Source organism: Promicromonospora umidemergens (genome assembly GCF_024171995.1).
Classification (GTDB): domain Bacteria; phylum Actinomycetota; class Actinomycetes; order Actinomycetales; family Cellulomonadaceae; genus Promicromonospora; species Promicromonospora umidemergens.
In genome coordinates this window covers 383,663-407,402 of record NZ_JAMTCT010000001.1, presented here as the reverse complement: position 1 = coordinate 407,402, position 23,740 = coordinate 383,663, and the positions used below count along the sequence as shown (strand labels likewise).

General features: G+C 70.7%; 23 protein-coding genes and 2 tRNA genes. 17 read left to right on the top strand and 8 right to left on the bottom strand.

Annotated features, from left to right (window positions below):
- Positions 1–2: 2 nt before the first annotated feature.
- Positions 3–1,751, bottom strand: coding sequence for a sensor histidine kinase (locus tag APR04_RS01900; protein WP_253867458.1), 1,749 nt, complete (start codon positions 1,749–1,751; stop codon positions 3–5).
- 109 nt (positions 1,752–1,860) lie between these two features.
- Between APR04_RS01900 and APR04_RS01895 the strand changes: the two genes are divergently transcribed.
- Genes APR04_RS01895 through APR04_RS01880 form a run of 4 tightly spaced genes read left to right on the top strand, consistent with a single transcriptional unit; the run spans position 1,861 to position 5,563 of the window.
- On the top strand, positions 1,861–2,925 hold the full coding sequence (locus tag APR04_RS01895) for a Bug family tripartite tricarboxylate transporter substrate binding protein (RefSeq protein WP_253867457.1): 1,065 nt from the start codon (positions 1,861–1,863) through the stop codon (positions 2,923–2,925).
- The gene (locus tag APR04_RS01890; RefSeq protein WP_253867456.1) at positions 2,922–3,458 is read left to right on the top strand and encodes a tripartite tricarboxylate transporter TctB family protein; all 537 of its coding nucleotides are present in this window, start codon (positions 2,922–2,924) and stop codon (positions 3,456–3,458) included. Before APR04_RS01895 ends, APR04_RS01890 begins: the two co-directional genes overlap by 4 nt.
- Before the next feature lie 12 nt (positions 3,459–3,470).
- Positions 3,471–5,057 carry a tripartite tricarboxylate transporter permease gene (locus tag APR04_RS01885; protein WP_253867455.1) on the top strand — a complete coding sequence of 529 codons (1,587 nt, stop codon included), beginning with the start codon at positions 3,471–3,473 and terminating at the stop codon, positions 5,055–5,057.
- Entirely contained in the window at positions 5,054–5,563 is a 510-nt protein-coding gene (locus tag APR04_RS01880; RefSeq protein ID WP_253867454.1) for a universal stress protein, read from the top strand. Before APR04_RS01885 ends, APR04_RS01880 begins: the two co-directional genes overlap by 4 nt.
- 34 nt (positions 5,564–5,597) lie before the next feature.
- On the opposite strand, the gene APR04_RS01875 is transcribed toward APR04_RS01880, so the two are convergent.
- Entirely contained in the window at positions 5,598–6,488 is an 891-nt protein-coding gene (locus APR04_RS01875) for an SDR family oxidoreductase (RefSeq protein WP_253867453.1), read from the bottom strand.
- 178 nt (positions 6,489–6,666) lie between these two features.
- Here APR04_RS01875 and APR04_RS01870 point away from each other — a divergent pair, with 178 nt between their 5' ends.
- Entirely contained in the window at positions 6,667–7,758 is a 1,092-nt protein-coding gene (locus APR04_RS01870; protein WP_253867452.1) for a lipocalin-like domain-containing protein, read from the top strand.
- An 89-nt stretch (positions 7,759–7,847) separates the two neighbouring features.
- On the opposite strand, the gene APR04_RS01865 is transcribed toward APR04_RS01870, so the two are convergent.
- The 4 genes from APR04_RS01865 to APR04_RS01850 form a co-directional block, all read right to left on the bottom strand.
- The gene (locus tag APR04_RS01865; protein WP_253867451.1) at positions 7,848–8,300 is read right to left on the bottom strand and encodes a MarR family winged helix-turn-helix transcriptional regulator; all 453 of its coding nucleotides are present in this window, start codon (positions 8,298–8,300) and stop codon (positions 7,848–7,850) included.
- Between the two features lie 190 nt (positions 8,301–8,490).
- Positions 8,491–8,567 (bottom strand) — tRNA-Val (locus APR04_RS01860).
- Positions 8,568–8,630: 63 nt separating this feature from the next.
- On the bottom strand, positions 8,631–9,122 hold the full coding sequence (locus APR04_RS01855) for a peroxiredoxin (RefSeq protein ID WP_253867450.1): 492 nt from the start codon (positions 9,120–9,122) through the stop codon (positions 8,631–8,633).
- 21 nt (positions 9,123–9,143) lie between these two features.
- On the bottom strand, positions 9,144–9,551 hold the full coding sequence (locus APR04_RS01850; RefSeq protein ID WP_253867449.1) for a DUF3052 domain-containing protein: 408 nt from the start codon (positions 9,549–9,551) through the stop codon (positions 9,144–9,146).
- 439 nt (positions 9,552–9,990) lie between these two features.
- Between APR04_RS01850 and aceE the strand changes: the two genes are divergently transcribed.
- Entirely contained in the window at positions 9,991–12,771 is a 2,781-nt protein-coding gene (aceE, locus tag APR04_RS01845) for a pyruvate dehydrogenase (acetyl-transferring), homodimeric type (protein WP_253867448.1), read from the top strand.
- A 131-nt stretch (positions 12,772–12,902) separates the two neighbouring features.
- Here aceE and APR04_RS01840 read toward each other — a convergent pair whose 3' ends face one another.
- Entirely contained in the window at positions 12,903–13,595 is a 693-nt protein-coding gene (locus APR04_RS01840) for a hypothetical protein (RefSeq protein WP_253867447.1), read from the bottom strand.
- Between the two features lie 100 nt (positions 13,596–13,695).
- Between APR04_RS01840 and APR04_RS01835 the strand changes: the two genes are divergently transcribed.
- The 7 genes from APR04_RS01835 (at position 13,696) to APR04_RS01805 (ending at position 20,254) form a co-directional block, all read left to right on the top strand.
- Positions 13,696–14,982: a PucR family transcriptional regulator gene (locus APR04_RS01835; protein WP_372496051.1), complete on the top strand. Its 1,287-nt coding sequence runs from the start codon at positions 13,696–13,698 to the stop codon at positions 14,980–14,982.
- Between the two features lie 119 nt (positions 14,983–15,101).
- The gene (locus tag APR04_RS01830) at positions 15,102–16,088 is read left to right on the top strand and encodes an ACP S-malonyltransferase (RefSeq protein WP_253867446.1); all 987 of its coding nucleotides are present in this window, start codon (positions 15,102–15,104) and stop codon (positions 16,086–16,088) included.
- Positions 16,085–17,086: a beta-ketoacyl-ACP synthase III gene (locus APR04_RS01825; protein WP_253867445.1), complete on the top strand. Its 1,002-nt coding sequence runs from the start codon at positions 16,085–16,087 to the stop codon at positions 17,084–17,086. Before APR04_RS01830 ends, APR04_RS01825 begins: the two co-directional genes overlap by 4 nt.
- 127 nt (positions 17,087–17,213) lie before the next feature.
- Positions 17,214–17,462, top strand: coding sequence for an acyl carrier protein (locus tag APR04_RS01820; RefSeq protein ID WP_253867444.1), 249 nt, complete (start codon positions 17,214–17,216; stop codon positions 17,460–17,462).
- 130 nt (positions 17,463–17,592) lie between these two features.
- A complete protein-coding gene (locus APR04_RS01815; RefSeq protein ID WP_253867443.1) occupies positions 17,593–18,837 on the top strand; it encodes a beta-ketoacyl-[acyl-carrier-protein] synthase family protein in 1,245 nt (414 codons plus the stop codon).
- A 155-nt stretch (positions 18,838–18,992) separates the two neighbouring features.
- Positions 18,993–19,478 carry a peptide deformylase gene (gene def, locus APR04_RS01810; RefSeq protein WP_253867442.1) on the top strand — a complete coding sequence of 162 codons (486 nt, stop codon included), beginning with the start codon at positions 18,993–18,995 and terminating at the stop codon, positions 19,476–19,478.
- A gap of 278 nt (positions 19,479–19,756) precedes the next feature.
- Positions 19,757–20,254: a DUF3145 domain-containing protein gene (locus tag APR04_RS01805; protein ID WP_253867441.1), complete on the top strand. Its 498-nt coding sequence runs from the start codon at positions 19,757–19,759 to the stop codon at positions 20,252–20,254.
- A 137-nt stretch (positions 20,255–20,391) separates the two neighbouring features.
- Here APR04_RS01805 and APR04_RS01800 read toward each other — a convergent pair whose 3' ends face one another.
- The gene (locus APR04_RS01800) at positions 20,392–21,630 is read right to left on the bottom strand and encodes an RtcB family protein (protein ID WP_253867440.1); all 1,239 of its coding nucleotides are present in this window, start codon (positions 21,628–21,630) and stop codon (positions 20,392–20,394) included.
- 163 nt (positions 21,631–21,793) lie between these two features.
- Here APR04_RS01800 and APR04_RS01795 point away from each other — a divergent pair.
- From APR04_RS01795 to APR04_RS01780, 4 genes are all read left to right on the top strand, one after another.
- A tRNA-Ile gene (locus APR04_RS01795) sits at positions 21,794–21,867 on the top strand.
- 195 nt (positions 21,868–22,062) lie between these two features.
- A complete protein-coding gene (locus APR04_RS01790) occupies positions 22,063–22,299 on the top strand; it encodes a hypothetical protein (protein ID WP_253867439.1) in 237 nt (78 codons plus the stop codon).
- Positions 22,300–22,325: 26 nt separating this feature from the next.
- A complete protein-coding gene (locus APR04_RS01785) occupies positions 22,326–22,832 on the top strand; it encodes a DUF6879 family protein (protein ID WP_253867438.1) in 507 nt (168 codons plus the stop codon).
- The gene (locus APR04_RS01780) at positions 22,804–23,700 is read left to right on the top strand and encodes a helix-turn-helix domain-containing protein (protein ID WP_253867437.1); all 897 of its coding nucleotides are present in this window, start codon (positions 22,804–22,806) and stop codon (positions 23,698–23,700) included. Before APR04_RS01785 ends, APR04_RS01780 begins: the two co-directional genes overlap by 29 nt.
- Positions 23,701–23,740 lie beyond the last annotated feature (40 nt).

Here is a 23,740-nt window from a genome sequence, read left to right as displayed (position 1 = left end):
GCTCACTGCGGTCGAACCCCCTCGCCCGTCACGATGCCCTGCGGCAGCTGGGCGGTGAACGCCGCACCGCCCAGCGAGTCATCATCTCGCACCGTGACGCCGCCCCCGCGGCGCTGCGTCAGTACGTGCACGAGGGCGAGCCCGACGCCGCGGCCGGCCGTCCCGGCGGGTTTGGTGCTCCAGCCGCGCCGGAAGATCGCGTCCACCTGCCCGGGCGCCACACCCGGGCCGCTGTCGGCGACCTCGACGACGACGTCCTCCCGCGGTCCGGAGACGACGAGTCGCACGCGCACCCGCGCCGGGCGGACGCCGCCGCCCACGTCGGGCCCCGCCGGCGACCCGGCAGCCGACCCCGCAGCCGACCCAGCCGATGACGCCGCGGCGTCGACGGCGTTGTCGACGAGGTTGCCGAGCACGGTGCCGACGTCGGCGGACAGGTCCGGGTCGAGGCGCGGCAGCGCGCTGCCCGGGTCGACGACGAGCTCCACGTGGCGCTCGTCCGCGAGGGTCGCCTTGGCGATGAGCAGCGCAGCCACCGCCGGGTCGGCGACCCGCGCCGTGACGGCGTCGCTGAGGTCCGCGCGCCGCCGCGTGAGCCGGTCGACGAAGCGGCCCACCTCGTCGTACTCCCCCAGCTCGATCAGCCCGGAGACGGTGTGCAGCTGGTTGCTGAACTCGTGCGTCTGCGCGCGCAGCGTCTCGGTGACGCTCTCGCGCGCGTGCAGCTCGCTCTGCAGCGCCAGCAGCTCGGTGCGGTCGCGCAGCGTGGTCACCGTGCCCGCCGGGCGGCCGTCGTGCAGCACACGGCGGCGGTTGATCACCAGCACCGTGTCCCCGGCGACGAGTACGGCGTCGTGCACCTCGTCCGTGCCGCGCAGCAGGTCGAGGACGGCGGGGTCGAGCCCCAGGTCCTCCAGCCGGCGGCCGCTGGGGTCGGGCGCGTCGGCGGGCAGGCCGAGCAGCTCGTTGGCGCTGTCGCTCACCAGGCTCACGCGGCCGTCGTCGCCCACGACGACGACTCCCTCGCGGATCGACCGCAGCACTCCCTCGCGGTGGTCCGCGAGCGCCGCGATCTGGGCCGGCTCCAGGCCGCGCGTGCGTCGCTTGACCAGGCGGGCGAGGAGCCACGAGCCGGCGGCCGCGAGCGCCGTGCCGATGCCGAGCACCACGAGCACGTCGCCGCCGGCGCTCGAGAGCCGCTCGGTCAGCGGCGGGTACGGGTCGGCCAGCACGACGACGGCGACCGGCTGCGGAGCGCTCGGTTCGGGCACGGGGTCGCTGCCGCCGTAGACGGGTACCCACGCCGCGATCGAACGGCCCGCGACGTCCGCGACGTCGCCGCTGCCCGCGCGCGTGGCGGCGGCGTCGGGCAGGTCGAGCCGCTCCCCCGTCCGCGTCGGGTCGGTGGCGGCCAGGATGCGCCCGTCGAGGTCGGTGAGGTAGGCGTTGCGCGCGTCGACGTAGGCCGCACGGGACTGCAGGTAGAACGCGAGGGCCCGGGTGTCGGGCGCCTCCTCGGTGAGGGTCGCCTGCACGGCCGGGATGCCGGCCAGCCCCTCGGCCGCCACCTCGAGCCGGTCGGCGCGGTCGTCGCGGAACGCGGCGTCGGCCTGCCCGAGGAAGACGACGGCGGCCGCCGCGACGACGACGAGCAGCACGGCGAGCTGCAGCGCCAGCACCTGCCCGCCGAGCGTGAGCTGGCGGGTGGGGCGCCTGGTGGGGCGCCGGACGGGGTGACCGCGTGACCGCAAGTTCCACAACCTCCTTTGGTTACCCAATGATGACGCGCCCGGTGGGCACCTGTGACGATGACACCGGGGCAAGGCTGCCCCGCAGCACCGACCCAGTCTGGAGGAACCGATGTCGTCGACGACATCCGGCCCCCCGAGCCGCACGTCCGAGCCCGCGGAACCCGGGCACTCCCGCAGCACCGGCCGCCGCCGCGGCGCCCGTCTCGCCCTCGCCGCCACGCTCGCCGTGACCCTGGTCGCCGTCGGCGCCGGGTGCGGCGTCACGCGCGGCGACGACTCCGCGGACCTCGACATGTGGATCCCGAACAGCCCCGGCGGCGGTTACGACCAGACCGGCCGCGCGGCCGTCGGCGTCCTCGACCGCGACGGCATCACCGGCGGCGACATCCAGGTGACGAACATCCTGGGCGCGGGCGGCTCTGTCGCGATGTCGCGGCTCATGGGCGAGGCGGGCAACGAGCGGCTCATGATGACGCTGGGTCTCGGCGTGGTCGGGTCCACGTACTCGTTCGGCGTGGACGCCCGCCCGCACGACGCGACGCCGCTCGCCCAGCTCATCGAGGAGCAGGAGGGCGTGCTCGTGCCGGCGGACTCCCCGTTCCGCACGATCGACGACCTCGAGGCGGCGTGGCAGGAGGACCCGGGCTCGGTCGTGGTGGGCGGCGGCTCCTCGCCCGGCGGCCCCGACCACCTGTTCCCGATGCAGCTCGCCAAGGCGGTCGACGTCGACCCGAAGGACGTGCGGTACGTGTCCTACGACGGCGGCGGCCCCCTGACCAGTGCGCTGCTGGGGAACAAGATCCAGGTGGGGTTCTCCGGCCTCGCCGAGTTCGAGGGGCAGATCGAGGCGGGCGAGCTGCGGGTGCTCGCCGTCTCCGGCGAGGAGCGCCTGACCGAGGGCGTCCTCGCCGACGTCCCGACCCTCACCGAGTCCGGCATCGACCTCGTCTTCACCAACTGGCGCGGCGTCGTCGCCCCGCCCGGCATCAGCGAGGAGCGCCGCGCCGAGCTCATCGAGTACCTCACCCGCATGCACGACTCGCCCGAGTGGGAGCAGGCCCTTGCCGACAACGGCTGGACCGACGCCTTCGTCACCGGTGACGACTTCGAGCAGTTCCTGCGCGAGCAGGACGAACGGGTGTCGACCACCCTGAAGGAGCTGAACCTGCTGTGAGCACCGAGGTGGAGACCCCCGCAGCGGGGCCAGCGGACCACGGTCCCCCGGCCCCGCGCGTCGACGCCGCCCAGTACGGGCTGGCTGCCGTGCTGCTCGTCGTCGGCGCGTACACCGTGTACGACGCCACGACCCTGGAGGTCGGGTTCGCCGACCCCGTGGGTCCGCGCATCTTCCCGATCGTCATCGGCGCGGGGCTCGTCGTCACGAGCGTGCTGCTGGCCGTGGCGGCGGCGCGCGGCTCGCGCCCCGAGCCGGAGGCGGGCGAGGACGTCGACGTCACGACGCCCGCCGACTGGCCGACGGTGCTGAAGCTGGTCGGCGTCATCCTGCTGACCATCGCCACCGTCACCTGGATCGGCTGGGCGCTCGCCGGCGCGGTCCTCTTCGCGGGCGCTGCGTGGGCGCTCGGCAGCCGCACGCTGATCCGCGACGTCCTCGTGGGGCTCGTGCTCGCGGTGGCCAGCTGGTACGGCTTCGTCGTCGGGCTGGGCATCCCGCTCACCCCCGGCGTCCTCGACGGAATCTTGTGAGGCGGTGACCTGATGGAGAACCTCGGACTGCTGTGGGACGGCCTCGGCGCCGCCCTCACCCCCATGAACCTCCTGTACGCCGCGGTGGGCGTGCTGCTCGGCACGTTCGTCGGCGTGCTGCCAGGCATCGGGCCGGCGATGGCGATCGCGCTGCTGCTGCCCGTGACGTACGGGCTCGAGCCCACGCAGGCGTTCATCATGTTCGCCGGGCTGTACTACGGCGGCATGTACGGCGGGTCGACGACGTCGATCCTGCTCAACACGCCCGGCGAGTCGGCGTCCGTGATGACGGCGCTCGAGGGCAACCTCATGGCCCGGGTCGGGCGGGGCGCGCAGGCGCTGGCGACCGCTGCCGTCGGGTCGTTCGTCGCCGGCACGATCGGCACGCTCCTGGTCGCGATGTTCGCGCCGGCGCTGGCCGACGTCGCCGTCGAGATCGGCTCCCCGTCGTACTTCGCGCTCATGGTGCTGGCGCTGGTCATGACCGCGACCGTGCTGGGAGCCAGCCCGCTGCGCGGGCTGCTCGCCCTGTTCGTGGGCCTGACGATCGGGCTGGTGGGGCTGGACCTGAACACCGGGCAGCCGCGCCTGACGTTCGGCGTCTCCCAGCTCGTGGACCGCCTCGACATCGTGGTGGTGGCCGTGGGCATCTTCGCCCTCGGCGAGGCCCTGTGGGTCGCGGCGCACCTGCGCCGCAAGCCCGTGCGGGTCGTGCCGGTCGGGCAGCCGTGGCTCGGCCGCGAGGACCTGCGCCGCTCGTGGTGGCCCTGGCTGCGCGGCACGGCGTACGGTTTCCCGTTCGGCGCGCTGCCGGCCGGCGGCGCCGAGCTGCCGACGTTCCTGTCGTACGTCACCGAGCGCAAGCTGGCCAAGCGCTCGAGCGCGAAGGGCCGCGGCAAGGACGAGTTCGGCCAGGGCGCCATCGAGGGCGTGGCCGGCCCTGAGGCCGCGAACAACGCGTCGGCCGCCGGCATGCTCGTGCCTATGCTCGCGCTCGGACTGCCCGTGACGGCGACGGCGTCGGTGATGCTGTCCGCGCTGCAGGGCTACGGCATCCAGCCCGGTCCGCAGCTCATGACCGAGCACGCCGACATGGTGTGGACCCTGCTGGCGAGCCTGCTGATCGGCAACCTCCTGCTGCTCGTGCTCAACCTGCCGCTGGCGCCGCTGTGGGCCCGGCTGCTGCGCATCCCGCGCCCCCAGCTGTACGCCGGGATCCTCTTCTTCGCCTGCCTCGGCGCCTACGCCACGAACCTCGACCCGTTCGACATCGGCCTGCTGCTCGTGTTCGGCCTGCTCGGCCTCGCGATGCGGCGGTTCGGGCTGCCGGTGCTGCCGCTCATCCTCGGCGTCATCCTTGGCCCGCTCATGGAGACCAAGCTGCGCGAGGCGCTCACCATCTCCGGCGGCGACCCCGCCATCCTGTGGGGCGAGCCGCTCGCGATCGTCATCTACGCGGTGCTCCTCCTGGTGCTGGCGACCCGGCCGCTGCTGTCGCGGTGGCGGTCACGGACGGAGTCCCGGATGGTGGCCGAGGCCGCCGCGGACGTGGTACGAGACGACGGCGCCGCCGTCGGGACGGAAGGGGATCAGCGGTGACGAAGGACGCGCAGCACCAGGAAAGTGGACTGGACGCCGGGTTGGACACCGGGCTGGACACCGGGCCGGGCACCGGGCCGGGCAACGGGCCGGGCTCGGCCGACGGGTGGGTGGTCGTGGCGTGGACCCCCGACGCGTTCGGCGACGCCGCCCTCGAGCACGGCATCGCCTGGGCCCGAGAGGGCGGGCGCGGCGTCGCGGTGGTCAACGGCACCCGCGGGGACGCCCTCGTGGACGAGCGCTTCGCGGCGCCCGCCGGCCTCGCCGACCTCGCGGAGCGGCTGCGAGGTACCGGCCTGCCCCACGTCGTGCGGCAGGAGATGGGACGGGACGTCGCGGACCAGGTGCTCGACGTCGCCGAGGAGCTGTCCGCGCGGCTCGTCGTCGTGGGGCTGCGGCACCGTAGCCCGGTGGGCAAGCTGCTCATGGGCTCCGTGGCGCAGCGGATCCTCCTGACCGCCGAGTGCCCGGTGCTGGCCGTCAAGCCGGGGTCGCGGCCGGGCTGAGCGCACCTCGTTCTCGGCTCGACGCAGGGCCCCGCTACAGCGGCCGGCCGCCCGTCACACCGATACGGTCCCCGGTGATGTAACTGGACTCCTGGGACGCGAAGAACACGTACGCCGGCGCCAGCTCAGCGGGCTGGCCGGCGCGGCCCAACGGCGTGTCGCCGCCGAACTGCTCCACCTTCTCGTCCGGCATCGTGGCGGGGATCAGTGGCGTCCAGATCGGCCCGGGCGCCACCGCGTTGACGCGGATGCCTTCCGGCGCGAGCTGCTGCGCCAGCCCCTTCGTGAAGTTGAGGATGGCTGCCTTGGTCGTGGCGTAGTCGAGCAGCTGGGGGCTCGGCTCGAACGCCTGGATCGACGTCGTGTTGATGATCGACCCACCCTCGGGCAAGTGGTCCAGCGCCGCCTTGGTGATCCAGAACAGCGCGTAGACGTTGGTCTTCAGCACCCGGTCGAGCTGGTCCGTCGTGATGCCGCGCAGCCCGTCGTCCTGGGACATCTGGTACGCGGCGTTGTTCACGAGGATGTCCAGGCCGCCGAGCCCGTCCACCGCGTCGGCGACGAGCCGGCGGCAGAACTCCTCGTCCCGGATGTCGCCCGGCAGCAGCACGGCCTTGCGGTCCGCGTCCTCGACCCAGTGCGCCGTCGTCCGGGCGTCCGGCTCCTCCTCCGGCAGGTAGGAGATCGCGACGTCGGCACCCTCGCGCGCGAACGCGATCGCGACCGCCCTCCCGATACCGGAGTCACCGCCCGTGATCAGCGCCCGCTTACCGTCCAGCCGGCCGGATCCCCGATAGGTGGACTCCCCGTGATTCGGCTCCTGCGACATGTCGCCCGTGCGACCCGGCGGCTGCAGGTCGTCCGCAGGCTGCTCCGGTCGCGGGTACTGGGTGCTGGGGTCCTGCGGCGTGGTCTGGTCCGACATGTGCAACTCCCCCGTCGATGTCAGGTGCAACATCCAGCGTGCGAGCAGCGGTGTTCACTCGCACCGGAACCGCACCGGCCGTCGCCGGTGCCGGACAACCCCTTGACATGGTTGGTATTACAAACCATCCTTGAATAGTTGGTAATACACACCATCACCCCCACACGGAAGGTTCCCCATGCGGAGAAGCACCGGTATCAAGCTGGCCGCCGCCGCGACGCTGACGGCGTTGCTCGGTTCGACGGCCAGCGCATCCCTGGCTCTGGCCAACGACACAGACCCCGCTTCCCCCGCGCGCACGGTCACGACCAGCACGGTCGCCGACAGCGGGATCCCGGCAGTGGTCGATCCGGCCACAGATCTCGCCGCCCAGACGCCGGACGCGAACGAGGAGTGGGCCGACTCGATCTACTTCACCAGTCGAGTGAAAGCCCGCGGCCACGACATAGGCCTGCTGGTGCACACCGTGCGTCTTCCGGAAGGGCCGGGCAACCTGCTGCTGGTCTCCGCCCACGACGCGACCACCGGCTGGTACGAGAGCTACGCCACGAGGTTCGACGAGGGCGACTACTCCTGGAGCACGCAGAGCCTCGACATCAAGGCACCCGGCCTGCGATGGACGGGGAACGCCGAGCGGATGTCCGTCTCCCTCGACGTGCCGTGGGGCTCCCTGGACCTCGTGCTCCAGGCGCGCGGACCGGCCCTGAACTACGGCGGCACCGGAGCGTTCACTCTGTTCGACCACACGAACTACGAGTTCGCCCTGCCCGACATGCGGACCACCGGCACCGTCACCATCGACGGGCGCCGCCAGCAGGTCACCGGCCGTTCCTGGCTGGACCGCCAGTGGGGACCGAACGTAGGGACTCCGGGCAATCACTGGAGCTGGATGAACTTCAACATGCCGAACGGCGATGCGGTGGCCCTCTGGGACGCCGTCAGCGCTGACGGCGAGACGCACACCTGGGCAACGGTGCTGCGCGAGGACGGCTCCTACGAGGTGGCAGCCGTCGAGCCGCTCGCCGAGGACGCCGGCAAGTTCTGGACCAGCCCCACGACCGGACAGAGGTATCCGACCCGGTGGGTCGCCAGCATCCCGGCGCTGGACACCCGTCTCACGGTGCGCATCGTCGGCAACCCGGGCCAAGAGATCATCCTGGGCGGCAACGGACGCCTTGAGGCCACCGCCAGGTTCGAGGGCACCTACGACGGCGCCAGGGTCAGCGGCAAGAACTTCGCCGAGATGTTCGGCGACTGGCCCGCCTCCTAGCCCCCGCGGTCTAGTCCCCGCGGTGCCGGGCGGCACCCTGCTGCAGCCGACCTGCAGCAGGGTGCCGCCCGGCGTCGCCTTCTTTCCTTTCAGGGCCCGCTCGGAGGCTCCGTGGTCCCGCGGTCCGCCGCGGACGTACCGGACACGGTGTCGAGCAGGCGTGCAAGCTCGTGCCGGTCGTTCGACTCCAGGCGGTTCGTGAAGGGTGCGAGCGCAGCGCGGATCTCTTTCTGCAGCCGTTCCTCGAGCTCGCGGCCGGCCGGGGTGATGAACACTTCGACCGCCCGGCGGTCCTCTCGGGACCTGTCCCGGGCCACGAGCCCTCGGCGCTCGGCTCGTTCGACGAGACCGGACATCGTCGACTTGTCGAGCCCCAGGAACGCGGCCAGATCCGTCATCCGAGGTCGGCGGTCACGCAGGATACCGAGCACGCGCAGCTGGGTGAGGGACAGGTCGTGCTCGGCACCGATCCGGGTGAGCACGGCCATCAGCCGGAAGGACGTCCGGACGAGAGCGTCCTCGAGCGCGTCATCAGATCCCATACGACGATCCTACGTGACTTAGTTTGCATTACCTACCAACAGCCCCGCGCAGCAGGTCCTCTTCCAGAACGCAGTTAGGCATGGTTTAGCACCCTGGAGCCTGCCAGATCGCATGGTCGAGGCGGACCGAACAACTCTCGGACAAAGCCAGGACGCGAGACATCTATCAACGATGTCCCGCGTCATCACATGGTGGGCCCGGAGGGACTCGAACCCCCGACATCCACGGTGTAAACGTGGCGCTCTAACCAGCTGAGCTACAGGCCCCGGCAGCGGGACAACGATACCTGCCCCGCGCCGTGTCCGGCACAGATTTCCGGACGAGTCGGATCAGATCTCCGCGACCGCCCTGCGGTAGTCCTCCAGGTCGCGTGCCTGCCCCCGCGGGTTGACGACGCACCACCGGACGATCCCGTCGACGTCGATCAGGAACGTCCCGCGCAGCGCGTGCCCGGCGTCCTCGTCGAGCACACCGTAGGCACGTGCCACCTCGCCGTGCGGCCAGAAGTCGGACAACAGGTCGAACTGGTAGCCCTCGGCCGCCTGCCACGCCTTGAGCGTGAAGACCGCGTCCGTGGACACCACGAGAAGGCGCACGCCAGCCGTCTCGAAGTCCTCGATGTTGTCGCGCAGCTCGCACAGCTCATCGGTGCACGTGCCCGAGAACGCGAACGGCACGAAGACCATGAGCACCGGCGCACCGCGCAGGTCCGACAGCGTGGTCGGGGTGCCATGCGTGTCGGGCAGCGTGAAGTCGGGTGCGGGGTCACCCGACTTCAGCGGCACCACGGAACCACTCGGCGTGGCGGTGGACTCGGTCATAGCTCCCCAGTTGTCAGACCTTCACTTACCGCGGCCTCGGAAGGCGAGCCGGGTGGCCGACCAGTCCGCCGCGATAGCGAAGGTACTGGTGGTCTGCAGGCCGGCCGTGGTGGCGGCCTCCTGGATGTCGCTGTGGCCTACCTCGCCGTCGCGGCCGGGCTTGGGCGTGAGGATCCAGATAAGACCGCCGTCGTCCAGGACGGTCAGCACATCGACCATCGCGTCGGTGAGGTCGCCGTCGTCCTCCCGCCACCAGAGGATGACGCCGTCGGTCACGTCACCGAAGTCCTCGTCCTCCAGCTCGCTACCGATGATCTTCTCGATGTCCGCCCGGAGGGCTTCGTCGACGTCGTCGCCCCAGCCGAACTCCTGCACCACCTGGCCGGCCTCGAAACCGAGGCGCCCAGCGCCCTGGGTGTCCGTGCTCACTTGGTTGATCGTCCCTCTCTCTGTCCGGCACTGTCTGCCGGGTCGTATGCCTCATTCTGTCGGTCCTGCGTCGGACCCTCCGTCGCCAAAGGTAGTGCACGCACCCCGGCCATGCCTCGCAACCAGGTCGCGTGGTGTCTTTTTGATGAATCTGTGAGACCTGGGCAACGCGCGAGTCATGCACTCAGTCTCATTATTGCGATACCGCGTATCAATACTGGTGCGAACCAGCACAGACGTAACGCAGATCACGCACTCTTGACCGCCCTATGGTGTGAGCGCAGGCTGTGAGGGGACAGAATGGCTAGATCCACCTGTGCGTGGGCGGGCACAGTCGCAACCCCAGCTGTGGCGACGCGACGCCGACGCGACGGGTCCTTACGAGGCGGCGGGGAGCGCGAACCGCGACCGTGCCGCGCGACACCGAGAGAGGTTGCTGGTGGCTTCGTTTGACGAGACCGGACCGCTGATCAACGGTCTGCTCAGCGCCGTACCTGATATCGACCCGGCCGAGACCGAGGAATGGGTCGAGTCATTTGACGGGCTGATCGACGACAAGGGCGGACCCCGCGCCCGGTACGTCATGCTCAACCTGTTGCGGCGGGCGCGAGAGCGGAATGTGAGCATCCCCGCGTCGATGGCGACGCCCTACGTGAACTCCATCGGGGTGCACGAGGAACCGTACTTCCCGGGCGACGAGGCCATGGAGCGTCGTTATCGCTCCTGGATCCGCTGGAACGCGGCGGTCATGGTGACCCGCGCCCAGCGCGAGGGCCTCAGCGTCGGTGGGCACATCTCCTCGTACGCGTCCGTCGCGACGCTCTACGAGGTAGGGCTGAACCACTTCTTCCGGGGCAAGGACCATCCCGGCGGCGGCGACCAGATCTACTTCCAGGGCCACGCCTCCCCCGGCGTCTACGCCCGGGCGTACCTCGAGGGCCGCATGTCCGCGGACCAGCTCGACGGGTTCCGCCAGGAGAAGTCGCACCCGGGTGGCGGCCTGCCGTCGTACCCGCACCCGCGGCTCATGCAGGACTTCTGGGAGTTCCCGACCGTCAGCATGGGCCTCGGCCCGGCGTCGGCCATCTACCAGGCCTGGACCAACAAGTACCTGCACAACCGCGGGGTCAAGGACACGAGCCAGCAGGACGTCTGGGCGTTCCTCGGCGACGGCGAGATGGACGAGCCCGAGAGCCGCGGCATGATCCAGCACGCCGCCCAGCAGCAGCTGGACAACCTGACGTTCGTCGTGAACTGCAACCTGCAGCGCCTCGACGGGCCGGTCCGCGGCAACGGCAAGATCGTCCAGGAGCTGGAGGCCCAGTTCAAGGGCGCCGGCTGGAACGTCATCAAGGTCGTGTGGGGCCGCGAGTGGGACACCCTGCTCAACGCCGACAAGGACCGCGCGCTGGTCAACCTCATGAACGTCACCCCCGACGGTGACTACCAGACCTACCGCGCGGAGTCCGGCGCGTTCATCCGCGAGCACTTCTTCGGGCGCGACCCGCGCACCAAGGCCCTCGTCGAGAACATGACCGACGACGACATCTGGAACATGAAGCGCGGCGGCCACGACTACCGCAAGCTCTACGCGGCCTACTCCGCGGCGCGCGCGCACAGCGGCCAGCCGACGATCATCCTTGCGCACACCGTCAAGGGCTACGGCCTGGGCTCCGGCTTCGCCGGGCGCAACTCGACGCACCAGATGAAGAAGCTCAAGGGCGACGACCTCAAGACGCTGCGCGACTCGCTGCACATCCCGATCTCGGACGCCGAGCTCGAGGCCGACCCGTACCTGCCGCCGTACTACCACCCCGGGGCCGACTCGCCGGAGATCCAGTACATGCTGGAGCGCCGTCGTCAGCTCGGCGGGTTCGTGCCGGAGCGCCGCACCACGGCGAAGACCGAGCTCACGCTGCCCGAGGACAAGACGTACGAGCTGCTGAAGAAGGGCTCCGGCACGCAGCAGATCGCCACGACCATGGCGTTCGTGCGGCTGCTCAAGGACCTCTTCAAGGCCAAGGACTTCGGCGACCGCATCGTGCCGATCATCCCGGACGAGGCTCGCACCTTCGGCCTGGACTCGATCTTCCCGAGCGCCAAGATCTTCAACACGCTCGGCCAGAACTACCTCGCCGTGGACCGCGAGCTCATGCTGAGCTACAAGGAGTCCGAGTCCGGCAAGATCATGCACACCGGCATCAACGAGGCCGGTTCCGCCGCCGCGTTCCAGGCGGTGGGCACGTCGTACGCGACGCACGGCGAGCCGATGATCCCGTTCTACATCTTCTACTCGATGTTCGGCTTCCAGCGCACTGGCGACCAGTTCTGGGCCGCCGGCGACCAGCTGACGCGCGGGTTCATCATCGGCGCCACCGCGGGCCGCACCACCCTCACGGGTGAGGGCCTGCAGCACGCCGACGGGCACAGCCCGCTCATCGCGGGCACGAACTCCGCGGTCGTGCAGTACGACCCGGCTTTCGGGTACGAGATCCGGCACATCGTGCGGGACGGCATCGAGCGCATGTACGGCCCCGCCGAGAACGGCCACGTCGCCGACGGCAGGGCTCAGGACGTCATGTACTACATCACGGTGTACAACGAGCCGATGGTCCAGCCGGCCGAGCCGGAGGACGTCGACGTCGAGGGCATCAAGCGCGGTATCCACCGTGTCTCCGTCGGAATCTCGGCGTCTGGCGACAACGACGGACCCAAGGCCCAGCTCCTCGCCTCCGGCGTGGGCGTGCCCTGGGCGCTCGAGGCGCAGCAGCTCCTCAAGGAGGACTGGGGCGTCTCGGCCGACGTGTGGTCGGTGACCAGCTGGAACGAGCTGCGTCGCGACGCGCTGGCCGCTGAGCACGACTCCCTGATCGACCCGGCGGCGCCGATGCGCACGCCGTACCTCACCGAGAAGCTGTCCGGTGCCCAGGGCCCGTTCGTCGCCACCAGCGACTACGACCACCTGGTGCCCGACCAGATCCGCGCCTGGATCCCCGGCGACTACGCGGTGCTCGGGGCCGACGGTTTCGGCTTCTCCGACACCCGTGCCGCCGCGCGCCGGCACTTCCTCATCGACGGCCCGTCGATGGTGGTCCGGACGCTGCAGGTCCTCGCCCGTCGCGGCGAGGTCCCGGCCGACGTCGTCCCGAAGGCCGTCGAGAAGTACCGTCTCCTGGACGTCACGGCAGGCACCTCGGGTACGGCAGGCGGCGACAGCTGACCAACGGTCCACGGGCTTGAGAACGACCTGAGGTACCGATCCGGCTCGGATCGGTACCTCAGGTCGTTCTCGTGGCGGATCTTCGCCAGGACTCCGGCCCAGGCAGGGCCAGGCTCAGGCAGCGCTCCGGCTCAGGCGCCCGGCTTCTCCTGCTCGCTGGCGGCTATCGCCCTCTCCAGCTCGTCCCGCAGCGGCCGGACCGCCTTGGCGTCCGGGTGCATCTCCAGGGCCCGCAGGTGCCGCCGGGCCTCGAACACGCGGTCGGCCTCGAGCGCGGCCAGCACCAGGTGCTTACCGACAACCGGCGAGTGCTCCCGCACGCGCCAGTGCCCCACGCCCAGCCCCAGTGCCTCTACCGGCATCCCCGCGTCACGCAGGATCGCCAGGCCCTCCGCCAGGGCGCGGCCGTCGGGGTCCCGCTCCGCGGCGGTGATGAACCGCCTGACGGCGCCGTCCGGGTCGTCGGCGAGCGACAGGCGGCCCAGCTCGATCAGGGGGTACCAGCCCCGCGGGTGCCCGGCCAGCTCCTCGGCGAGGGACCAGACCGCCAGGTCGGCCTCGCGCTGCTTCGACTCCGGGAGCTCGTCGGAGTCCCGCAGCGGGTCCTCCAGCGTCGTGCCCTCGGCGGCCCGGCTGCGAACGATCTCTGCCAGGGCGCCGAAAGCCTCCTCGTTGTTGGGATCGTCGGTCAGCTGGGCGCGCAGCGCGTCCTCGTGTCCCGCGTCCCCTCGTCGGGGCGCCGACGGCGACGGGCGGCGAGCGCCGACCGTGGACGCAGACAGGGGCCGACGGATGAGGCGGCGGAGCCGATGCATCAGGGCCATGCCCTCGACCCTACAGTTTCCCGCAACGTCGCACTGGAATCACACCGCCTTGAAAGTCCGTTTGTGGACTCTCCACAACTCGGGCTCGTATGCTGCCAGGGTGCCAGCAACTCGACGGGCCGCGCGAGCGGGTGCCCAGAAGCCCGACCAGGAGGCCGGGTCCACAGCCGACCGCGGGACCAGCCAGGACACCAGCCAGGACACCGGCAAGGCCGAGCCCGCCGACGCAGGGACCGACCCCGCCGGCTTCCCGATGAACCTCCAGCGGGTCCGCGAGGCCAGCGGCCTCCTCACCGCCGCCGCGATGCGCCGGCTGGACGAGGACCTCACCTGGTACCGCGACCTGCCGGCCGAGGACCGCTCGTACGTGGGCCTCGTCGCCCAGGCGGGCATCAACGCCTTCACGTCCTGGTTCACCGACCCCGACCGGCCGCCGCACGGCGTCAGCGAGATCTTCGCCGCGGCACCCACCGAGCTGACCCGCTCCATCTCGCTGCAGCACACCCTGCAGCTGGTCCGCGTGGTGGTCGACGTCGTCGAGACGCACTCCGACCGGATCGCCGCCCCCGGCGGCGAGCGCGACCTGCGCGAGGCGGTCCTGCGCTACTCCCGCGAGGTCGCGTTCTCCGCGGCCGAGGTCTACGCCCGCGCAGCCGAGTGGCGCGGCGCCTGGGACGCCCGGCTGGAGGCGCTGGTGGTCGACGCCCTCGTCCGCGGCGACGGCGACGACTCCCTGCGCTCCCGCATCTCGGCGCTCGGCTGGAGCGGCCGGGGCAACGCGCTGGTCGTCGTCGGGCTCGCCACCGAGGAGCTCGACGAGATCCGCACCGCCGAGATCCGCCGGGTCGCCCGGCGCGCCGCGGGCGACGCGCTCGTCGGGATCCACGGCGACCGTCTGGTGCTCGTGCTCGGCGGTGAGGGCGACCTCGTGGCCGCCGCCACCTCGCTGCTGGTCCGCTTCGGCACCGGCCCGGTCGTGATCGGCACCCAGGTGCCGAGCCTGACCGACGCCGCCCGGTCCGCCCGGTCGGCGCTCGCCGGCCTGACCGCCGCCCCGGCGTGGCCGCAGGCACCGCGCCCCGTCATGGCGGACGACCTGCTGCCCGAGCGCGTACTGACCGGCGACTACACGGCCCGCGCCACGCTGATCGCCCAGGCGTTCACCCCGCTGCAGGACGCCGGCGGGGCCGTGCTGGAGACCCTGTCGGCGTACCTGGGCACCGGCCGCTCCCTGGAGGCCGCCGCGCGCCATCTGTACGTTCACCCCAACACGGTGCGCTACCGGCTCCGCAAGGTGTCGGAGATCACCGGGTGGGACCCGTTGGACGCCCGCGAGTCGTTCGTGCTGCAGGTGGCGCTGGCGCTGGGCCAGCTCGGCCGGGGCTGACGAGCCCGCACTAACTCTTCGCCGAGGTCAGCGCCTTGTAGGTTCCCCACAAGGCCCCCTGATGAGGTTGGTACAGGTCGCGACGTCCTGCGGCGGTCCCGGGTTGGCAGAGTGGACGTGTGCTCGCCGTCGTCTGCCCTGGACAGGGCTCTCAGACCCCCGGGATGCTCAGCGACTGGCTCGAGCTGCCCGGTACCGAACAACGCCTCGCCGCAGCATCCGAGGCCTCGAAGCTGGACCTGGTGGCGCACGGAACCACCTCTGACGCCGACACGATCCGGGACACCGCGGTGGCCCAGCCCCTGATCGTCACCACGTCCCTGCTCGCGCTCCGCGTCCTGCTGGACGGGCGCGCCGCGGCGGACGTCATCGACGTCACCGCAGGTCACTCCGTCGGCGAGCTCTCGGCTGCGGCCGTGGCGGGCGCTCTGTCCGACGACGGCGCGGCCGGCCTGGTCGCACTGCGGGCCCGCGCGATGGCCACGGCGGCAGCGGCAGCGCCCTCGGGCATGAGCGCCGTCGTGGGCGGTGACCCGGACGAGGTGCTCGCCGCCATCGAGGCCGCCGGCCTGTGGCCCGCCAACGTCAACGGCGCCGGCCAGACCGTCGCAGCGGGTGCGCTGGAGGACCTCGCGAAGCTCGCCGAGAACCCGCCGACCCGGGCGCGCGTGATCCCGCTCCAGGTGGCCGGCGCGTTCCACACGCCGTTCATGGACGCTGCGCGCGCCGAGTTCGAGCCGGTGGCCCTCGGCTGGGACGCCACCGACCCGGCCCTGCCGTTCCTCGCCGACCTCGACGGGACCGCCTACACCGGCGGCGTCAACGGCCACGGCACCGGGGCGGACGTGCTGGGCAACCTCGCACGCCAGGTGACGGCGCCCGTGCGCTGGGACCTGATCATGACCGGCCTCGCCGAGCGCGGTGTCACCGGCCTGCTCGAGCTCGCACCCGGCGGCGTCCTGACGGGCCTCGCCAAGCGCGGCCTCAAGGGCGTCGAGACGGTGGCCGTGAAGTCGCCCGCCGACCTCGACGCTGCTCGCACCCTGATCGCCGCGCACAGCGACGTCCTTTCCAGCGGCACGAACGCGACCGGAGCAGACCAGTGACTTCCCTCAAGCAGGCCGAGCCCACGCAGTTCTCGCGGATCCTCGCGATCGCCGGGGAGCGCGGCGAGCTCGTCGTGACCAACGACGACATCGCGGGCCCCATCGACTCGTCGGACGAGTGGATCCGCCAGCGCACCGGCATCGTCACCCGGCGTCGGGCCGGCGCGGACAAGGACGTGCTCGACCTGGCCGAGGCCGCTGCGAACAAGGCGCTCCACGCGGCGGGCCTCGTCGGCGCCGACATCGACGCGGTCATCCTCGCGACGATCACGCACATGCACATGACGCCGTCGGGCGCGGCGATCCTGGCCGAGCGCATCGGCGCCACCCCTGCCGCTGCCTACGACGTGTCGGCCGCCTGCGCCGGCTACGCGTACGGCATCGGCCAGGCGGACGCCCTGGTCCGCGCCGGCCTGGCCCGGCACGTGCTCGTGATCGGCGCCGAGAAGCTCAGCGAGATCATCGACCCGACCGACCGCTCCATCTCCTTCCTGCTGGGCGACGGCGCCGGCGCGGCGATCGTCGGCCCGTCGGACACGCCGGGCATCGGCCCGACGGTCTGGGGCTCCGACGGCGCCAAGGCCACCGCGATCCGCCAGACGCACTCCTGGACCGAGCTGCGTGAGGACCCGTCCCTCGGCTGGCCCACGCTGCGCCAGGACGGCCCGACCGTGTTCAAGTGGGCGGGCTTCCAGATGGCTCCCATCGCGGAGAAGGCGATGGCGGAGGCGGGCGTGACCGCCGAGGACATCCAGGTCTTCATCCCGCACCAGGCCAACATGCGGATCATCGACCAGATGAAGAAGCAGCTCGGTCTGCCGGATACCGTGGTCATCGCGCGCGACATCGCCGAGACCGGCAACACGTCGGCGGCGTCGATCCCGCTGGCCGCCGAGCGCCTCCTTGCGGAGGGGCAGGCCAGGTCGGGCGACCTCGCCCTCCAGATCGGGTTCGGCGCGGGTCTCGTCTACGCCGCGCAGGTCGTGGTGCTGCCGTAACCGGCGTGGGCGGGCCGGAAGGAAATGGCCCGTCGTGCATTCCGGTCGCGAGATACGCCAAGATCTGACCAGCAAGACTCCGGTGCCCGACGGCGCCGGTGACCGTTACGAAAGATAAGGAAGTCCCATGGCCAACACGGACCAGGAGATCCTCGAGGGCCTCGCCGAGATCGTCGCCGAGGAGACGGGCCTCGACCAGGCCGACATCCTGCTCGAGAAGTCCTTCACGGACGACCTCGACATCGACTCCCTGTCGATGATGACCATCGTCACGCACGCCGAGGACAAGTTCGGGGTTCGTATCCCGGACGAGGAGGTCAAGAACCTCGCGACCGTCGGTGACGCAGTGAGCTTCATCAAGAGCGCCCAGGCCTGAGCCGCCCCCGACGGCGGCAGCGCGGCCCGGACCAAGACCCGGGCCCGCGCCGCCGTCGGGCATCCGCTGCTCACCAGGCAGCACCTTTCGCACCTGCCCCCTTCGTCCCACCACCCTCGGGAGCATCATCATGACCTCCGCACGCGAAGTCGTCGTCACCGGCCTCGGCGCCACCACACCCCTCGGCGGGGACGTGGCATCCACGTGGGAGGCCGCCCTCGCAGGCGTATCGGGGGCACGCACCCTCAAGAACGACTGGGCAGAGAAGTACGGGATCCCCGTGACCTTCGCCGCCACCATCAAGGTGGACCCGGCAGAGGTGCTCTCGCGCCCCGAGACCAAGCGCATGGACCCGTCCGCGCAGTACGCGATCGTCGCGACGCGCGAGGCCTGGGCCGACGCGGGCAGCCCCGAGATCGACGGCGACCGGCTCGGCGCAGTGGTGTCGTCCGGCATCGGCGGCATCCAGACCATCCTGGACGGCTGGGACACGCTGCGTGAGCGCGGCGCCCGGCGCATGCTGCCCATGACCGTCCCCATGCTCATGCCGAACTCCCCCTCGGCCTACGTGTCGCTCGAGCTCGGTGCCCGCGCAGGCACCCACGCACTGGTGTCCGCGTGCGCCTCGGGCGCCGAGGCCGTCGGCTACGCCGTCGACATGATCCGCTCGGGGCGCGCCGACGTCGTCGTGGCAGGCGGCACCGAGGCGGCCATCCACCCGATGCCGCTCGGCGCGTTCGCGGCGTCGCGCACGCTCTCGCTGCGCAACGACGACCCGCAGGGGGCCTCGCGCCCGTACGACATCGACCGCGACGGCTTCGTGCTCGGTGAGGGTGCGGCGGTCCTGGTGCTGGAGAGCGCCGAGCACGCCGCCGCCCGCGGCGCCCGCGTCTACGCAACGATCGGCGGCGTGGGCCTGTCGTCCGACGCGTACCACATCACCTCCCCCGACCCAGAGGGCAAGGGCCAGGTCGCGGCCATGCGCTTCGCGATGCAGGACGCCGGCGTGACCGCCGCCGACATCGTGCACGTCAACGCGCACGCCACCTCCACCAAGGTGGGCGACCTCACCGAGACCAAGTCCATCCGGACGCTCCTCGGGGCCGACGCCGACCACGTGCAGCTCTCGGCGACGAAGTCCATGACCGGCCACCTCCTGGGCGGCGCCGGCGCCATCGAGTCGCTGTTCGCGGTCAAGGCCGTCGCCGAGCGCCTCGCCCCGCCGACGATCAACGTCGACAACCCCGACCCGGAGCTGCAGGTCCCGCTCGTGCGCGACGAGCCGTACAAGCTGCCGGGCGGCGACATCGCCGCGATCAACAACTCGTTCGGGTTCGGCGGGCACAACGTCGCCCTGGTGGTCCAGAACCACTGAGCCGACGCCCGCAGGTCCCGTCCGTCGTCAGACGCTCAGGTCACCCCGGTGGCCTGAGCGTCTGACATGTACGAGGGCTTTCGCGACCGACCGGATGCCGCCGCCCGGGCCTGTCGTGCCCGCGACCCTTCGTTCTGACATGGGAGAATGTCCGCATGGCAATGCGTGAGATCCGTGTGGTTCCCGACCCAGTGCTGCGCACCCCGTGCGACACCGTGACGACTATCGACGACCGCGTCCGCAGCCTGGTCGCCGACCTGGTCGAGACGGTGGACGACGAGGGGCGCGCCGGACTGGCCGCCAACCAGATCGGCGTCTCCCTGCGGGCCTTCTCGTGGAACATCGAGGGCGACATCGGCTACGTGCTCAACCCGCGCATCGTCGAGCTGGGCGATGAGCTGCAGGACGGCGGCGAGGGCTGCCTGTCCGTTCCCGGGCTCTGGTACCCCACCGTGCGCGCGAACTACGCCCGGGTCGAGGGCATCGACCTGAACGGCGAACCGATCACCGTGGAGGGCACCGAGATCATGGCTCGCTGCCTGCAGCACGAGTGCGACCACCTGGACGGCATGGTCTATCTCGACCGCCTCCAGAAGGAGACGCGCCGCGCGGCGATGCGGGAGCTCCGCGCGCGCCTGTGAGGGTCTGACGGCCGAGTTTCGTACGCGCTAGCCCTTGCGAGATCAATCTCAGGAAAGTCCTGAGGGGCACTAGTGGTGCAGCGGCGTTCTAGGCAAGAATGTGCCGCACGAACTCGTCGTACGTGGTGATTCTTTCGACGCCTGCGCGCCGTTTCGCCTCGCATCTCGTCGACGAATCGGGCAGGATGTGGTCCGAAGCACCGCTGTGCAGCCGACCACAGCGTCACCGCCCTGGTGAGGACGTAGGGGAAGACGTACCTCGATCCAGGGAGGAAGACATGGCCGGTGTCATCACGCGGGGTGTGCTTTTTGTGCATTCGGCGCCTCGTGCCCTGTGCCCCCACATCGAGTGGGCAGCGGGGAACGTTCTTGGCGTGCGCGTATCCATGGACTGGACCGCGCAGCCCGCGGGGCGCGGGCTGTACCGCGCCGAGTACTCGTGGCAGGGTGCGCAGGGCACGGGCGCCAAGCTGGCGTCAGCTCTGCGGGGCTGGGCGCACCTGCGGTACGAGGTGACCGAGGACGCGAGCAACGGGGCCGACGGCGCCCGCTGGTCGCACACCCCCGACCTCGGCATCTTCCACGCCATGACCGACGTGCACGGCAACATGGTGGTGCAGGAGGATCGCGTCCGTGCCGCCCTGGAGCTCGCCGACCCGCGTGCCATGCGGGACGCGCTCGACCTCGCTCTGGGCGCCGCCTGGGACGACGAGCTGGAGCCGTTCCGGTACGCCGGTCTCGGTGCTCCGGTGCGCTGGCTGCACCAGGTGGGCTGAGCCGGCTGGAGCCTCCCGCTACCCAGGGATTCGGCCCGGTCGCCGGCCGGAGTCTCCCGCTACCCAGGGATTCGGCCCGAAATCTTCGGGATTTCGGGCCGAATCCCTGGGTAGGGCACCCCGCAGCCCGGCAGGGCTCAGCCCTTGACGCAGAGCACCGTCCGCAGGCGGGCGACGACCTCCACGAGGTCGGACTGCGCCGCGATCACGGCGTCGAGGTCCTTGTAGGCGCCGGGGATCTCGTCGAGCACTCCCCGGTCCTTGCGGCACTCGACGCCCTCGGTCTGGACGGCGAGGTCCTCGACCGTGAACTCCTGCTTGGCTCGGGTCCGGGACATCCGCCGTCCGGCGCCGTGCGACGCCGACCAGTACGACTCCGGGTTGCCCAGGCCGCGCACCACGTACGAGCCCGTGCCCATCGACCCCGGTATGAGGCCGAGATCTCCCTTGCCCGCCCGGATAGCGCCCTTGCGGGTGACGATCAGCTCTTGGCCGTCGATCTGCTCGCGCGCCACGTAGTTGTGGTGCACGTTCACGCCCTCGTCGAAGGTGAGCACGCGGCCGCCGTCGGACATCGCCGCGAACTCATCACGGACCGCCTGGACGGTCAGGGCCATCATGACCGCACGCGACCTGGCCGCGTACTCCTGCGCCCACCAGAGGTCGTTGAGGTACGCGTCCATCTCGGGCGTGCCGGCGAGGAACACGGCGAGCTCGCGGTCCACGAGACCCACGTTGTGCTCGAGGCGCTTCGCGATGCCGACGTGGTGCTCTGCGAGCTCCTTGCCGATGTTGCGGGAGCCGGAGTGGAGCTGAAGCCAGACCTGATCGGTCGAATCCAGACATAGCTCTACAAAGTGGTTGCCTCCGCCTAGCGAACCAAGCTGCTTGCGCGCACGCGTCTCGAGCTGCCGGACCTTCGGGTTCAGCGTCTCGAACCGGTCCCAGAACGCCTGCTCGCCCCGCAGCCGCTCCTGACCTCCCGAGCCCTTCACGGGCCGCAGGCTGCGCAGGTCGACCGGCTCACCGTGCGAGTGGAACCCGACGGGGATAGCGGCCTCGATGCGCGCCCGGAGACGCGAGAGGTCGTCCGGCAGGTCGGCAGCGGTCAGCGAGGTGCGGACGCCGATCATGCCGCAGCCGATGTCGACACCCACGGCGTTCGGGGACACGGCGTCGCGCATGGCGATCACGGAGCCGACGGTCGCGCCCTTGCCGAGATGGACGTCAGGCATCACGCGCACACCTTCGACCCATGGCAGGGCAGAGATGTTGCGGAGCTGGTTCAGTGCGGCGTGGTCGACATCGTGCTCGTGCGCCCACATGAGGGTCCGGGCCCGGGCGCCCGACAGTGCGACCGGGAAGTTCGAGGACATGGGAGTGCTCCAGTTCTTCTGGGGGGATGGCTCGCAGAACCTATGGGCCGACGGCGAGCGGGCGCCAGGAGATTTCGGCACCGTCCGCGTGCCCACGAGCGCGTGGGGAGACCCGCGTTCCCTGCCCGAGGCAGTAAGATCCTCCCGCGGCTTGTTGCTGCGAGCCCCGTTAGCTCAGCTGGTCAGAGCAGGAGACTCATAATCTCTCGGTCACAGGTTCAAGTCCTGTACGGGGCACCTATTTGACCTGGCCATTTGGCCGAGTCTTTACAGTGCGTTCCGCACCCAATGACGCGGAAATGGCGCAGCGGCGTGACACGGGTGAGTAGCGCGTGATGCGTCGTGAGCTTCACACCGACCCCTTGACCGGGGCTGCCGAGCACCTGACGATGGCCACGCCGTTTCACCTGTTTTCGAGCGAGGGAGACCGTCGTGCGCGTGCAGTTCCTGGGCAAGGACCCCGAGTCGAGCGACACCAACTCGCCGACCCTGTTCGCCACCGACCGGAAGGACCGGACGTCGTACCTCGTCCAGGGGTGGCGCGTCACGGACGCCGAGGCGCTGCAGGGCGTCGGCGACATCCCGGACCACGAGACCATCGTCGAGATCCCCGTGGAGATCATCGACCTCGCGATCCGTCACCGCCAGGAGCAGGAGGGGCGATCCTGAGCACCCTGACCCCGTCGAGCGACCCGTTGTGGGGCGAGCTGTTCAAGACCTTCGAGCACACAGCCTTCCGCCTCGAGGTCCGGGACACCTACAGCTCTCCAGCCGAGCAGGAGCCCCTGAGGCGGTACGTCGAGACGGGGGACCTGGACCAGGAATGGCGGGCCGGCTGGTTTGAGCAGCTGGCCGGGTGGCACCGTGCCGGTCAGCGGTTCCATCGGGTTCGCGTCGTGTCGGTTCCGCTGACCACCTACAGCGAGTGGGGTATGCACATCGCCGCGCGCTCCAACGAAGCCGGCGACGACATCCGCTACCTCGACCGGGCGAACGCCGGTGACCTGCCCGACCACGACTACTGGCTCTTCGACTCCCGGCTGGTCGCCAAGATGCATTTCGCGGACGACGACGAGTTCGTCGCTTTCGAGCTCATCGAGGACCCGGCCCTGATCGTCGAGCACAACTACTGGCGCGACGCCGCCTGGCACCAGGCCATCACGAGAGACGAATTTGCCGCGAAGCACAGTCAACAGCGCTGACATCCGTGACGCCCGCAACGAGCTGGGCGCCCGGCTGCGCGACCTGCGGCGAGCTGCCGGCCTCACGGTCCGGCAGCTCGCCACCTCGCTCTCCTGGCCACCGTCGAAGATTTCGAAGCTAGAGAACGGGCAGCAGACGCCGTCGGACGCGGACGTGCGGGCATGGACCGATGCGCTCGGCGCGGAGCGGGAGACGGACAACCTGCTGGCCGAGCTCCACACTCTGGCGACGCGGTACGCCGAGCTCCAGCGACTGTTGCGCGGTGGCCAGATCCAGGTCCAGCAGGCAGCGGGTCGGCGCGAGTCCAGGACCGCAGTGTTTCGGATGTTCGAGTCGACGTTCGTGCCGGGCCTCCTGCAGACCGCGGACTACGCCCGGCACCGGCTCGCCCAGAGCGCCCGGGTGTTCGGGCGCCGCGTGCCGATCGGGGACGCCGTAGCCGAGCGCATGAAGCGCCAGGAGATCCTGTACGACCGCACCAAGGCGTTCCGTGTAGTCATCACCGAGCCGGTGCTGCAGTACGCCCTCAGCCCACCCGACGTGATGCTCGGCCAGCTGGACCGGCTCATGTCGCTGGCGACCATGCCGAACATCCGCCTCGGAATCATCCCGCTTGACGCCGAGTACGTGATCGCACCAGCACACGGCTTCTGGCTGTACGACGATGGCCTCGTGGTCGTAGAGACCTTCGCTGCCGAGCTGAACCTCACACAGCCGGGCGAGGTCGGGCTGTACACCAAGATTTTCGAGACGCTCGCCCTGGACGCGGTCTACGACAGACGCGCTAGGGCGCTCATCGCGACGGCCGCGGAGGCAGTCGAGACCAGGCTAGACGGCAAGTCAGGACACGCCGACGAGAAACATTAAGAAACGTCGTCGCTGCGTGCGGTTCGTGTCAATAATCTCC